The organism is Pseudomonas sp. NIBRBAC000502773, assembly GCF_006517195.1.
GTDB classification, from domain to species: Bacteria; Pseudomonadota; Gammaproteobacteria; order Pseudomonadales; family Pseudomonadaceae; genus Aquipseudomonas; species Aquipseudomonas marginalis.
Genome location: NZ_CP041189.1, coordinates 5,453,866 through 5,466,045 on the forward strand (window position 1 = coordinate 5,453,866; position 12,180 = coordinate 5,466,045).

Annotated in this window: 13 protein-coding genes; 8 read left to right on the plus strand and 5 right to left on the minus strand. The window is 61.2% G+C overall.

All coding sequences use genetic code 11. The features are described from left to right. Positions 1 to 11: 11 nt before the first annotated feature. The gene (gene sstT / locus NIBR502773_RS25355; RefSeq protein WP_065939360.1) at positions 12 to 1,232 is read right to left on the minus strand and encodes a serine/threonine transporter SstT; all 1,221 of its coding nucleotides are present in this window, start codon (positions 1,230 to 1,232) and stop codon (positions 12 to 14) included. A 232-nt stretch (positions 1,233 to 1,464) separates the two neighbouring features. On the opposite strand from sstT, the gene NIBR502773_RS25360 reads away from it, so the two are divergent. After that, positions 1,465 to 2,619: an MFS transporter gene (locus NIBR502773_RS25360; RefSeq protein ID WP_141157236.1), complete on the plus strand. Its 1,155-nt coding sequence runs from the start codon at positions 1,465 to 1,467 to the stop codon at positions 2,617 to 2,619. Between the two features lie 4 nt (positions 2,620 to 2,623). Here NIBR502773_RS25360 and nhaR read toward each other — a convergent pair whose 3' ends face one another. After that, a complete protein-coding gene (gene nhaR, locus NIBR502773_RS25365; protein ID WP_141157237.1) occupies positions 2,624 to 3,526 on the minus strand; it encodes a transcriptional activator NhaR in 903 nt (300 codons plus the stop codon). A 134-nt stretch (positions 3,527 to 3,660) separates the two neighbouring features. Here nhaR and NIBR502773_RS25370 point away from each other — a divergent pair, with 134 nt between their 5' ends. From NIBR502773_RS25370 to mnmH, 4 genes are all read left to right on the plus strand, one after another. Then, positions 3,661 to 3,912 (plus strand): hypothetical protein, encoded by a 252-nt coding sequence (locus tag NIBR502773_RS25370; protein ID WP_027603160.1) that lies wholly within the window; start codon positions 3,661 to 3,663, stop codon positions 3,910 to 3,912. A 29-nt stretch (positions 3,913 to 3,941) separates the two neighbouring features. Beyond that, on the plus strand, positions 3,942 to 4,691 hold the full coding sequence (locus tag NIBR502773_RS25375) for a TerC family protein (protein ID WP_065926954.1): 750 nt from the start codon (positions 3,942 to 3,944) through the stop codon (positions 4,689 to 4,691). Between the two features lie 94 nt (positions 4,692 to 4,785). After that, positions 4,786 to 5,820, plus strand: a complete 1,035-nt coding sequence (gene selD, locus NIBR502773_RS25380; RefSeq protein ID WP_027603162.1) for a selenide, water dikinase SelD — start codon at positions 4,786 to 4,788, stop codon at positions 5,818 to 5,820. Continuing rightward, complete coding sequence (gene mnmH / locus NIBR502773_RS25385) at positions 5,820 to 6,920, plus strand: tRNA 2-selenouridine(34) synthase MnmH (RefSeq protein ID WP_065939356.1); 1,101 nt, start codon at positions 5,820 to 5,822, stop codon at positions 6,918 to 6,920. The genes selD and mnmH overlap by 1 nt, the downstream gene beginning before the upstream one ends. Here mnmH and NIBR502773_RS25390 read toward each other — a convergent pair. Next, positions 6,910 to 7,965 carry a permease gene (locus tag NIBR502773_RS25390; protein ID WP_115488742.1) on the minus strand — a complete coding sequence of 352 codons (1,056 nt, stop codon included), beginning with the start codon at positions 7,963 to 7,965 and terminating at the stop codon, positions 6,910 to 6,912. The two genes, mnmH and NIBR502773_RS25390, sit on opposite strands and share 11 nt — an antisense overlap. A 45-nt stretch (positions 7,966 to 8,010) precedes the next feature. Continuing rightward, the gene (locus NIBR502773_RS25395) at positions 8,011 to 8,712 is read right to left on the minus strand and encodes a histidine phosphatase family protein (protein ID WP_065939354.1); all 702 of its coding nucleotides are present in this window, start codon (positions 8,710 to 8,712) and stop codon (positions 8,011 to 8,013) included. A gap of 253 nt (positions 8,713 to 8,965) precedes the next feature. Here NIBR502773_RS25395 and NIBR502773_RS25400 point away from each other — a divergent pair, with 253 nt between their 5' ends. From NIBR502773_RS25400 to hemB, 3 genes are all read left to right on the plus strand, one after another. Further along, on the plus strand, positions 8,966 to 9,664 hold the full coding sequence (locus NIBR502773_RS25400) for a glutathione S-transferase N-terminal domain-containing protein (protein WP_141157238.1): 699 nt from the start codon (positions 8,966 to 8,968) through the stop codon (positions 9,662 to 9,664). A gap of 3 nt (positions 9,665 to 9,667) precedes the next feature. Then, the gene (locus tag NIBR502773_RS25405; protein WP_115488740.1) at positions 9,668 to 10,507 is read left to right on the plus strand and encodes a PhzF family phenazine biosynthesis protein; all 840 of its coding nucleotides are present in this window, start codon (positions 9,668 to 9,670) and stop codon (positions 10,505 to 10,507) included. Between the two features lie 118 nt (positions 10,508 to 10,625). Beyond that, the gene (hemB, locus tag NIBR502773_RS25410) at positions 10,626 to 11,600 is read left to right on the plus strand and encodes a porphobilinogen synthase (RefSeq protein ID WP_065926960.1); all 975 of its coding nucleotides are present in this window, start codon (positions 10,626 to 10,628) and stop codon (positions 11,598 to 11,600) included. Positions 11,601 to 11,780: 180 nt separating this feature from the next. On the opposite strand, the gene NIBR502773_RS25415 is transcribed toward hemB, so the two are convergent. Continuing rightward, a complete protein-coding gene (locus NIBR502773_RS25415) occupies positions 11,781 to 12,179 on the minus strand; it encodes a hypothetical protein (RefSeq protein WP_306669971.1) in 399 nt (132 codons plus the stop codon). Position 12,180: the final 1 nt, after the last annotated feature.

The following is a 12,180-nucleotide window of genomic DNA, read 5'->3' on the forward strand; positions in this document are numbered from 1 at the left end:
CGTTGGCGGTTTTAAACCGGCTGCGTTTCCTTGCCCAGGCACGCGGCCGCGGTAAACAGCACATCGGTGGAGGAATTGAGCGCGGTTTCCGCCGAATCCTGCAGCACGCCGATGATGAAGCCTACGGCCACCACCTGCATGGCGATTTCGCTGGGGATACCGAACAGGCTGCATGCCAGGGGAATCAGCAGCAGCGAGCCGCCGGCCACACCCGACGCGCCGCAGGCACAGATCGCCGCGACCACGCTGAGCAGCACGGCAGTCGGCAGGTCCACGGCAATGCCTAAGGTGTGCACGGCCGCCAGGGTCAACACGGTGATGGTGATCGCAGCGCCGGCCATGTTGATCGTAGCGCCCAGTGGAATCGACACCGAGTAGGTGTCTTCATGCAGGCCCAGGCGTTTGCTCAAGGCCAGGTTCACCGGGATATTTGCCGCCGAACTGCGGGTGAAAAACGCGGTGATGCCGCTTTCGCGCAGGCACATCAGCACCAGCGGGAACGGGTTGCGGCGCAGTTTCCAGAACACGATGGCCGGGTTGACCACCAGTGCCACGAACAGCATGCAGCCGATCAGCACCACCAGCAGGTGGGCGTAGCCGAGCAGGGCTCCGAAGCCCGAAGTGGCGAGTGTCGAAGCTACCAGGCCGAAGATACCCAGCGGGGCGAAGCGGATCACCACGCGCACGATCAGGGTCACGCCGTTGGACAGGTCGTCGAGCACCGTGCGGGTGGTTTCGCCGGCATGGCGAATGGCAATGCCCATGCCAATGGCCCAGGCCAGGATGCCGATGAAGTTGGCGTTCATCAGTGCGCTGATGGGGTTGTCCACCACGCTCAACAGCAGGCTTTGCAAGACCTCGCCGATGCCGCCGGGAGCGCTCACGGTGGCGTCATGGGTAGCGAGCACCAGCGATGAGGGAAACCACATGCTGGCAATCACCGCCACCACGGCGGCGGCAAAGGTGCCCAGCAGGTACAGGAACAGGATCGGCTTGATATGGGTTTCCTGGCCGTGTTTATGGTTGGCGATCGACGCCATCACCAGCACAAACACCAGGATCGGCGCCACGGCTTTGAGCGCGGCAACAAATACCTTGCCGATAAACCCGGTGGCCTTGGCCGCCTCCGGCAAGAGCAGGGCCAGCAGGATGCCGGCGATCAAGCCGATGACGATTTGCGTGACCAGGCTGATGCGGGCCAGGCGTTGGAAAAGGGAAGGGGCAGCAGTCATATAAAGGTTGTCTCTAGTTTTTTTAAGGGCGCAGCAATGCAGGCAGAAAGGTCTGTAGGAAACAGGTCGCGAAGTCTAGCATGCTGCTGGACCTGTCCCGGCCGCTGCGGCATTGGGTCACCGGGGCTTCGCAAAAGCCGGACATACTCTGTTAAGATTCTCCCCTCTCACCTTTCCTCTCCGTCAGCGGGCCCTTCGGGCTGTCGTTGATGTCGTCGTTTCTGGAGTTTTCATGCTGTTTCCCATCCTGCTGCTGTCGGCCGCCGGTTTTACCGTTCTGACCACAGAATTCGTTATCGTCGGCCTGTTGCCGTCCATCGCCCGGGACCTCAACGTCAGCGTGTCCCAGGCCGGCCTGCTGGTGACCTTGTTTGCGTTTACCGTGGCGGCCTTTGGTCCGTTTCTGACGGCGTACTGCGCCCGTTTCCCCCGCAAGCGTCTGTTTATCAGCATCCTGCTCCTGTTCGGCGTGGCCAATACCGTGGCCGCATTGGCGCCGAATATCTGGGTGATGGCATTGGCGCGCTTGATCCCGGCCCTGGGCCTGCCGGTGTTCTGGGCCCTGGCCAGTGAAACCGCGGTGGATATTGTCGGCCCCGAATACGCCGGGCGCGCCATCGAGAAGATCGGCTTCGGCATCGTCTGCGCCACGGTGTTCGGGATTCCAGTGGGCACGCTGATTTCCGATATGTTCGGCTGGCGCGCCGCGTTTGCGATCCTCGCCGTGGTCGCGCTGGCCAAGGCCTTGCTGCTGTTTATCTACCTGCCGGTGACCCAACCGAAGAACGACCAGGTGTCGTTGCGCTCGCAGTTCAAGATCCTGCGCAACCCGCTGATGCAAGGCCATATCCTGTTGTCGGTCCTGGTATTCAGCGGCATGTTCACGGCGTATACCTACCTGGCGGATATCCTTGAGCGCCTGGCCGGTTTCGACGGCACGCTGGTGGGCTGGTGCCTGATGGGCTTTGGCGCAGTGGGGCTGATCGGCAACTCCCTGGGCGGGCGTGCGGTGGACCGTCACCCGCTGATCGCCTCGATGGTGTTCTGCGGTTTCATGATCGCCGGCATGGTCGCGCTGGTACCGGCGATCCATTCCACGGTCGGCCTGGCGGCGATGGCGGTGTGGGGCGTGACCCAGGCGGCGCTGTTCCTGGTCAGCCATGTACGGCTGATGAAGGCCGCACCCCATGCGCCGGCGTTTGCGGCGTCGTTGAATATCGCCGGGGCCAACCTGGGCATTGGCCTGGGGGCCATGGTCGGCGGGCATGTGATCGACACCCTCGGCCTCGGCAGCCTGGGCTTTGCCGCTTCCGGATTTATCCTGGTGTCGATCCTGCTGGCGCTGTGGCTGATGACCGCCAGGCAAGCGGTCGCGTCCAACGCCTGAACGCTCAGGGCAGGGCGGTAAACAACTCTCGCCGTGCACCTTCGGTAATCGCCACGATGCCGGGGTGCTTGACCTTGCGTTCCACCGAGATCGCGTAGAACGACTCGGTGACGGCATCGGTCTGGCCAATCAACGCCACGCCGTACTGGCGCACTACTTCATCGGCGATCACGCTGGGCGCGATAAAGATCCCGCTGCCGGATTGGCCAAAGGCCTGCATCAAGGCGCTGTCATCGAACTCGCCGATGATCCTGGGTTGGATCTGCTGCTCGGCAAACCAACGTTGCAGGCGGCTGCGCACCACGGTTTCCGCGCCGGGAATCAACAGGGGCGCGCCGTGCAGGCACTGTGGGAAGTCACCGGCGTACCTGTCAGCCAATGCCTGGGTGGCGAAAAAACTGATGCCACATTCCCCCAGTTTCTGGCTGTAGCCCTTGATATCCAGGTGCGAGGGCATGGGGCTGTCGGAGATCACCAGGTCCAGGCGCTGGATCGCCAGGTCGGCCAATAAACGCTCGAGTTTGTCTTCACGGCAGGTAATGCGCAGGGGCTCGCTCAATTCCATGGTCGGCGCGATCAGCCGGTACACGATGGACTTGGGCACCACATCCGCCACACCGACCCGAAACAGGATCTGTTGCTCATTGGGCTGCGCGCGCAGCATCGCCTCCAGTTCATTGCCGGTCTGGAACATCTGTTCGGCATAGGGCAGGGCCTGGCGCCCGGCTTCGGTGAGTTCAAGCTGGCGGCCTACCCGCTGAAACAGCGCAATCCCGTAGGTTTGCTCCAGCAAGCTGATCTGCCCGCTGATGGTCTGGGGCGTGAGGTTCAGCTGCTCGCAGGCGCGCACGATGCTGCCGGTCTTGGCCACTACCCAGAAGTAATGCAACTGTCGGTAATTGAGCATGATGATCGTCACTTCGTAAAAACCGAAGTATACGCGAGAAAAATACGAATTTTCCTGAACTGTTTGCCTGCATAGAATGCCTCGCTATCGCGGGGCCACTATTTGGACCCAATGGTTCTAACGAGGAAGACATGATGAAACTCAATTCCCTGGGCGCGGCATCGTTGCTTGCGCTTTCATTGGTGATGATCAGCGGTTGCGATCAGGTCGAAAAAAGCGCGCAACAGGTCATGGGCAAAGCCACCGAGTCGGCCAAGCAAGCCATCGATGACACCCAGAAAGCTGCCGAGCAGGCATTGAGTGAAGCGACAAACGGCCTGATCAATCCACAGAAAAAGGATGATCAGGAAGAAAACGAGTCTGAATCGAACACCAAAGAAACCTAATCTCCCCAGCACAACGTCAGGACTGACCTATGGATTACCTTTTACAACTGGCCGCCAGCCCTACCGCCTGGATTGCCCTGGCTACCTTGATCGTGATGGAAATCGTGCTGGGCATCGATAACCTGATCTTTATCTCGATCCTCACCAACAAATTGCCGGAGAAACATCGGGCCAAGGCGCGACGCATCGGTATCAGCATGGCGCTGGTGTTGCGCCTGGGCCTGTTGAGCACCATTGCGTTTATCGTGCAATTGACCACTCCAGTGTTCGAAGTGCTCGGTCAGGCGTTCTCGTGGAAGGACATGATCCTGATCGCCGGTGGCCTGTTCCTGGTCTGGAAGGCCACCACCGAGATCCATCACAGCATGGACCCTGAGCCCGAAGAGAAGACCAGTACCGGTAATGTCGTGGCCATCGGCTTTGCCGCAGCCATCGGGCAGATCCTGTTGCTCGACCTGGTGTTCTCCATCGACAGCATCATTACCGCCGTGGGCATGACCGAGCACTTGCCGATCATGATCATCGCCGTGGTGACCTCGGTGATCGTGATGCTGGTGGCGGCCGAGCCGTTGGCCAAGTTCATCAACGACAACCCGACCGTGGTGATGCTGGCCCTGGGCTTCCTGATTATGATCGGCATGACGCTGATCGCCGAAGGCTTCGGTGCCCATGTGCCTAAAGGCTACGTGTACGCGGCCATGGCCTTCTCGGCCGCCATCGAGTGCCTGAACATCGCTCGGCGCAACCGTCACAAGCGTCTGCTCGCTGCCCGGCAGTAATGCTGCAACCCCAAAGGCCGGCTGTGCTCACAAGAGCCCAGCCGGCCTTTTGCTGTCTGTTAGAATCCGCCCACTTGATAGCTTGAGGTCCACCATGAACGAGCCGATTCGCCTTACCCAGTACAGCCACGGCGCGGGTTGTGGCTGCAAGATTTCGCCCCAGGTGCTGGAAGTGATCCTGGCGGGCAGCGGTGCGCAGAACCTTGACCCCAACCTGTGGGTGGGCAACGCCTCCCGCGACGACGCGGCGGTGTATGCCATCGACGATGAGCGCGGCGTGGTCTCCACCACTGACTTTTTCATGCCGATTGTCGATGATCCCTTCGATTTCGGCCGCATCGCCGCCACCAATGCCATCAGTGACATCTACGCCATGGGCGGCGACCCGTTGATGGCCATCGCCATTCTTGGCTGGCCGGTGAACGTGCTGGCGCCGGAGATCGCCCGTGAAGTGATCCGTGGCGGCCGCTCGGTGTGCGACGAAGCCGGCATTCCGTTGGCGGGCGGGCACTCCATTGACGCGCCCGAGCCGATCTTCGGCCTGGCCGTCACCGGCATCGTGCAAAAGCGCCATATGAAGCGCAACGACACCGCCACTGTGGGCTGCCGTCTGTACCTGACCAAACCGTTGGGCATCGGCATCCTCACCACCGCCGAAAAGAAGGGCAAGTTGCGTGAGGCGGATATCGGCCTGGCCCGTGACTGGATGTGCACCCTCAACAAACCCGGCAGCCGTTTCGGCAAGCTGGCCGGTGTGACGGCAATGACGGATGTCACCGGTTTCGGTCTGTTGGGCCATTTGGTGGAGATGGCGGACGGCAGCGCTGTGACCGCACGTATCGAATACGACAAAGTCCCACGTCTGCCCGGGATCGAGGACTACCTGGACCAGGGCTGCATGCCGGGTGGCACCTTGCGCAACTTCGACAGCTACTCGAGCAAGGTCGGGCGTCTGCAGGAATTGCACAAACGCGTGCTGTGCGACCCGCAGACCAGCGGCGGCCTGCTGATCGCGGTCACCCCTGAAGGCGACGCCGAGTTCCGCGCGACGGCGGCTGAATTGGGCTTGAGCCTTGAGCCGATCGGCCAATTGGTTGAGCGACAGACCCACGCGGTAGAGGTGGTTTGATGGCAACTGACATCACCGATTACCGCGACATTTTCCTCAACGACCGGCCGATGATGGATACCCGCGCGCCGGTCGAGTTCGCCAAGGGCGCGTTCCCTGGCGTGATCAACCTGCCGTTGATGACCGATGACGAGCGTCAGCGCGTCGGCACCTGCTACAAGCAGCAGGGCCAGCAAGCCGCGATTGTGCTGGGGCATGAGTTGGTGTCGGGGGCGATCAAGGCTGAGCGTATCGAACAATGGGCACGGTTTGCCCAGGCCAATCCTGATGGTTACTTGTATTGCTTCCGGGGCGGGCTGCGTTCGCAGATCGTGCAGCAATGGTTGAAGACCGAAGCCGGCATCGAGTACCCGCGGGTCGGCGGTGGCTACAAGGCCATGCGGACCTTCCTGCTGGATACCCTTGACCAGGCGGCAGCTCAATGTGATTTCGTGTTGCTGGGCGGCATGACCGGCACCGGCAAGACCGAGGTGCTGGGCCAGTTGCGCAACGCCCTGGACCTGGAAGGCCATGCCAACCACCGCGGTTCCAGCTTCGGCAAACGCGCCACGGCGCAACCCTCCACTATCGACTTCGAAAACCGCCTGGCGGTGGACCTGCTGAAAAAACGCGCGGGCGGTATCGAGCAGTTCGTGGTCGAGGATGAAAGCCGCATGATCGGCAGCTGCGCGCTGCCGTTGCCGTTGCACAAGGGCATGCAGACCTTTCCGATGGTGTGGCTGGAAGACAGCGTCGAAGGCCGTGTCGAGCGCATCCTGCGCGATTACGTGATTGACCTTTGTGCAGAATTTATCGCGGTGTTTGGTGAACAGGGCCAGGCGTTGTTTGCCGAACGCCTGACCCAGGGCCTGGCCAATATCCACAAGCGCCTGGGCGGCGAGCGTTTCCAGCGGTTACAGGCGATCATGCAGGATGCCCTGGCGGAACAGCTGCGCAGCGGCGCCGTGGACCTGCATCGCGCCTGGATTGAAGGGCTGTTGCGCGAGTATTACGACCCGATGTACGCCTTCCAGCGTGAAAGCAAAGGCGCACGCATCGAGTTTGCGGGAGAGCAGGGCGCCGTCACGGCCTATCTGCGCGAGCGCGCCCTTAGAGGATAAGCGCGCCGATCAACCCGCACACCACGCCCATCAGCATGGTCAGCCCGGCCACCGTCACCAGTACCCGCGCATCGAAATCCTTGCGCAGCATCAACAGCGACGGCAGGCTCACGCTGGGGAGGGTCATCAGCAAGGCCACGGCCGGGCCGGTGCCCATGCCCAGGGTCATCATGGTTTGTACGATTGGGATCTCTGCCGCTGTAGGAATCACAAACAGCGTGCCGACAATCGCCAGGGGCACCAGCCACACCAGGCTGTTGGCCATGGCGCCGTCCACGTGGGGGAACAGCCACACCCGTGCGGCACCGAGCACCAGCACCGCCAGGATATAGATCGGTATGGTGCTCCAGAACAGCTGCCACAGGGTACGCAGCCAGCGACTGAAGAAGGGTTGTGCTTCGACCTGGCTGGCCTCGGCCACCGCGTCCAAGGCAACTTCCGGCACCTGGTCCGGCCGTGCGATGCGCTGTGCCACCAGTGACACACCCACCACCAGCACAATGCCCGCCACCAGCCGCAAGGCGGTAAAGCCCCAGCCCAGCACAAAGCCCATGAACACCAGCGTGGCCGGGTTCAGCACCGGGTTGGCAATCCAGAAGGCCAACGCCGCGCCCACCGACACCTGCTGGCGGCGCATACCTGCCGCGACGGGGGCCGCGCAGCAACTGCACATCATCCCCGGCAAGGCAAACAGCCCGCCGCGCAAGGTCGAGCCGAGGCCGGCACGACCAAACAGGCGCAGTAACCAGTCGCGGGGAATCAGCACTTGCAGCAACGAGCCGAGGATCACCGCCAGTACCGCAGCTTTCCAGATCGCCAGGAAATACACCTGGGCGTAGGCCAGCGCTGCCGCCAATGGCGAACTTTGTTGATCGTTGAGGATCGAGGCGCCGATGCTGTGGTTGTCAGCGGCAACAAACGCCTTGAAGTAGTAGGGCGACCACTTCACGTAGTAGAGGCCGACACAGGCTACCAGTAGGAAGAGGGCAGGTTTCCACCAGAACGACCAGCCCCGGACGGGCTGGGTGGAGGCGAGGTTGGGCATGGGGGAGGGTCCGCAGATGAGTCAATAGCGGTTCATCATACGCCCTCAGCTATCGGCACTCACCTGTGTTGGCTGCGGGCAGGTTTCTTCACCGTCGTTCAGGCCCTGCTTGTAGTTGCGGCTGAGCAGGGAGGCTTTGCCGTTGTGCCAGGTCAGCGTCAGTACGTACAGCGTGTCGTAGTCGCTGCCGGACCAGTCGTCGGTAATCGTGTGTTTTTCGCCGGAGGCCTCACTGGCCACCTTGTTGATCAACTCCGGCAGGTAGCCGTGGGACCACGCGGTGTAGATGGTGGCATTGTGGTATTTGTCTTCCACCAGTTCGTCGGCCAGGTCGCTGGTGTCGTTGGCCGAGAACTTGATGTTCACCGGCAGGCCCAGCTTGATGGCGCTGGGGCTGATGGTCATCAACGGGCGAATATAGCTGTAGGAGTTGTCCAGCTCACCTTCCTCGACATTGCGCGTCGGGTTGGCGGCAAACACGAAGTTGGCCTTGCCGAATTTTTCCGGCAGCAGGGTGGCCAGGTTCATTGCTCGGTTCAACCCCTGGCAATTGAGTTGGCCCAGGCCGCCGGCCGGTTTCTCGGCGTGGCGCAGGAACACCAGGGTTTGCACTCCATCCACCGGTTGGGCGCGGCTTTCCCGGGCGTCGAGGGCAGCAACCATGGCGCCGCTCACCAGCAAAAGGGGCAACAGGATGTAGGCGTAGTGTTTCAGTCGTTGCACAAGGCGCAGAGGCTTGATCGTCATTATGGGTTCGAGTCTTCGTGCGTCACGTTAAGGCGGACAAGCCTGGCCCCAATGACGCCTGGGGCGTCCTGCGGGTGTTCCGTGTCGGTATAGCGAGGTGCCTCCATTCACCGTTTGAGCGCACTTAAGAGTGCACGCGGGCGTATTGGTTCGCCCACGGGGGATAATAGCCCGCTGATGTTGCGCATTGATGACCCATGCAGGACGTGGGACAGATGATTATCATGGGGGCTTTCCGCCAGGGAGTTTCCCGATGAACCCGATCGCCGCGTTCCCGATCAACAGCAAATGGCCCGCCCAGCATCCGGAGCGCCTGCAACTGTACTCGTTGCCCACGCCCAACGGGGTAAAAGTCTCGATCATGCTCGAAGAGCTGGGCTTGCCTTATGAGGCGCACAAGGTCAGTTTCGAGACCCAGGACCAGTTTTCCCCCGAGTTCCTGTCCCTGAATCCCAACAACAAAATCCCCGCGATCATCGACCCCGACGGCCCGGCGGGTCAGCCGTTGGCGCTGTTCGAGTCAGGCGCAATCCTGATCTACCTGGCGGAAAAATCCAGCCAGTTGCTTTCCGAAGATCCGGCGACACGTTATGAAACGATTCAATGGCTGATGTTCCAGATGGGGGGCATCGGTCCGATGTTTGGCCAACTGGGTTTCTTCAATAAGTTCGCCGGCAAGGACTACGAAGACAAGCGCCCCCGCGACCGTTACGCCGCCGAATCCCGTCGTCTGCTGGACGTGCTGGAAAAACGCCTGCTCGGCCGCACCTGGATCATGGGCGACGACTACAGCATCGCCGACATCGCCACCTTCCCCTGGATTCGCAACCTGATCGGTTTCTATGAGTCGGGCGATCTGGTCGGCATTGCCGACTTCCCTAACGTACTGCGCGCGCTGGACGGCTTTGTCGCCCGGCCGGCGGTCATCCGTGGCCTGAATATTCCGAGCTGACACATGCCGACTTTCGATTTCAAACAACTGGATGTATTCAGCAGCGTGTCGCTCAAGGGCAATCCGCTGGCCGTCGTGCTGGGCGCCGACAGCCTCAGCGACCAACAGATGGCTGACTTCGCCAAATGGACAAACCTCAGTGAAACCACGTTTTTGCTGACACCGCGCGATGCTCGGGCGGACTACCGGGTGAGGATCTTCACGACCTTGCAGGAGCTGCCATTCGCCGGGCACCCGACCCTGGGCAGTTGCCATGCGTGGCTCAAGGCGGGTGGGGTGCCCCAAGGCGAAGAGATTATCCAGGAGTGTGAAATCGGCCTGGTGCGTATTCGTCGTCAAGGCGATGAACTGGCGTTTATTGCACCGCCGTTGATGCGCGCCGGCGCTGTGGACTCCGCGTTGCTGGAGCGCGTTCGCCTGGGGTTGGGCCTGGTGCCGGGGGCCATTGTGCGCAGCCAGTGGGTCGACAATGGCGCGGGGTGGCTCGCGGTGATGCTGGCTGACCGTGATCAGGTCCTGGCCTTGCAGCCGGACTATTCGCAGCTGCTTGGGCTGGCCGTCGGCGTGATTGCTCCTTGCAACCCGGCTGACGACGTGGACGCGCAGTTTGAGGTGCGTGCCTTTGTCGCAGGCGACGGGGCCCAGGAAGACCCGGCCACCGGCAGCCTGAATGCCGGCGTCGCGCAATGGCTGCTCAGCGAAGGACTCGCACCTGAGTGCTACGTGGTCAGCCAGGGCACGGCCATGGGGCGTGCGGGGCGTATTCGCGTCGAGCGCCAGGGTGATGAAATCTGGGTCGGCGGCGCCGTTGCGGTGTGCATCGAAGGGCGTCTACAGCTCTAGATCAATACATTATTACGGCCCCCGCAATACACTGTTGGCCCCTGGGCATTTGTGCTGCCGGGGCCTTGGGGCATAAGCTTTCGCCCCAAAGATTTCCCGCCACTTTTTCAGGACAGCCATGACCAGCCAGTTCCCCCAAGCCCGCCCACGCCGCCTGCGCCGCTCCCCGGAGCTGCGTGGCTTGTTCCAGGAAACCGAGTTCACCCTCAACGACCTGGTGCTGCCGATTTTCGTCGAAGAAGAAATCGACGACTTCGTGCCGATCACCAGCATGCCCGGTGTGCAACGCATCCCGGAAAAGAAGCTGGCTGCCGAGATCGAGCGCTATGCCCGTGCCGGTATCAAGTCGGTGATGACCTTCGGCGTGTCCCATCATCTGGACGCCAACGGCAGCGACACCTGGAAGGAACGCGGCCTGGTCTCGCGGATGTCCTCGATCATCAAGGACGCGGTGCCGGACATGATCGTAATGTCCGACACCTGCTTCTGCGAATACACCGACCACGGCCACTGCGGCGTGATGCACGGCGCCCATGTCGACAACGACGCGACCCTGGTCAACCTCGGCAAGCAGGCCGTTGCCGCTGCCCGCGCCGGGGCCGACGTGATCGCCCCCTCGGCCGCCATGGACGGCCAGGTCCAGGCCATCCGCCGTGCGCTGGATGAAGCCGGTTTCACTCACATCCCGATCATGGCCTACTCCACCAAATTCGCCTCGGCCCTCTACGGCCCCTTCCGCGAAGCAGGCGGCAGCGCGCTCAAGGGCGATCGCAAAAGCTACCAGATGAACCCGATGAACCGCCGCGAAGCCGTGCGCGAATCACTGCTGGACGAACAGGAAGGCGCGGACGCACTGATGGTCAAGCCGGCCGGTGCCTACCTCGACATCATCCGCGACATCCGCGAAGCCTCGCGCCTGCCGGTGGCGGCGTACCAGGTCAGCGGCGAATACGCGATGATCAAGTTCGGCGCCCAGGCGGGAGCGATCGATGAGGATCGGGTTGTGCGGGAAACGTTGGGGTCGATCAAGCGTGCGGGGGCGGATTTGATCTTTACTTACTTTGCTATGGACTTGGCGTTGGCTGGGATCTAAGGGCAACGTAACCCCCCTGGTGAGCGAGCTTGCTCGCGTTGGGCTGCGTAGCAGCCCTAAACCAGACACCGCCAATCTACCTTAAACACCGTATTGCCTTGACTGGGGCCGCTTCGCGGCCCAACGCGAGCAAGCTCGCTCGCCACAGGGGGCGTCGGGGTGTCAGGGAGAATGGTGGCGCTACCACGTTGACTGGTCTTCGAGGCTGGCTTTTTGCAGGTCGTCTTTCCAGACCTCATTGGCTAAACGGTAGATATCGGCGAAGAAGCCTCTAGGGTCGGCGATTTCTGTTTCGTCCCAAGCCATAGTTATGTATTCGTCGTAATCGCTTTCGAATTCTTTCGAAAAGTCAAAGTCGGGTTTGTCTAGCACATCTCGGAGTGCAGACATCAATACGAAGCGATGTCTGTATGACAAATACATAAGTTTCTTCAGGACAAAAGAAATAATAATTATCTCTCTGTCTTTCTCATTGTTAGGGTCGTACTTCCATAGTTCTTTGCCAACTGTATCCTCAAGGTCGTATATTGATAAGGCTCCCAATATATGAGAAATATTAGGAGTGTAAGTTGTATTCATG

Excerpts from the sequence above, each read along its gene's own strand:
- sstT (WP_065939360.1), bottom strand. The coding sequence starts at position 1,232 with ATGACTGCTGCCCCTTCCCTTTTCCAACGCCTGGCCCGCATCAGCCTG.
- NIBR502773_RS25360 (WP_141157236.1), top strand. The coding sequence starts at position 1,465 with ATGCTGTTTCCCATCCTGCTGCTGTCGGCCGCCGGTTTTACCGTTCTG.
- nhaR (WP_141157237.1), bottom strand. The coding sequence starts at position 3,526 with ATGCTCAATTACCGACAGTTGCATTACTTCTGGGTAGTGGCCAAGACC.
- NIBR502773_RS25370 (WP_027603160.1), top strand. The coding sequence starts at position 3,661 with ATGAAACTCAATTCCCTGGGCGCGGCATCGTTGCTTGCGCTTTCATTG.
- NIBR502773_RS25375 (WP_065926954.1), top strand. The coding sequence starts at position 3,942 with ATGGATTACCTTTTACAACTGGCCGCCAGCCCTACCGCCTGGATTGCC.
- selD (WP_027603162.1), top strand. The coding sequence starts at position 4,786 with ATGAACGAGCCGATTCGCCTTACCCAGTACAGCCACGGCGCGGGTTGT.
- mnmH (WP_065939356.1), top strand. The coding sequence starts at position 5,820 with ATGGCAACTGACATCACCGATTACCGCGACATTTTCCTCAACGACCGG.
- NIBR502773_RS25390 (WP_115488742.1), bottom strand. The coding sequence starts at position 7,965 with ATGCCCAACCTCGCCTCCACCCAGCCCGTCCGGGGCTGGTCGTTCTGG.
- NIBR502773_RS25395 (WP_065939354.1), bottom strand. The coding sequence starts at position 8,712 with ATGACGATCAAGCCTCTGCGCCTTGTGCAACGACTGAAACACTACGCC.
- NIBR502773_RS25400 (WP_141157238.1), top strand. The coding sequence starts at position 8,966 with ATGAACCCGATCGCCGCGTTCCCGATCAACAGCAAATGGCCCGCCCAG.
- NIBR502773_RS25405 (WP_115488740.1), top strand. The coding sequence starts at position 9,668 with ATGCCGACTTTCGATTTCAAACAACTGGATGTATTCAGCAGCGTGTCG.
- hemB (WP_065926960.1), top strand. The coding sequence starts at position 10,626 with ATGACCAGCCAGTTCCCCCAAGCCCGCCCACGCCGCCTGCGCCGCTCC.
- NIBR502773_RS25415 (WP_306669971.1), bottom strand. The coding sequence starts at position 12,179 with ATGAATACAACTTACACTCCTAATATTTCTCATATATTGGGAGCCTTA.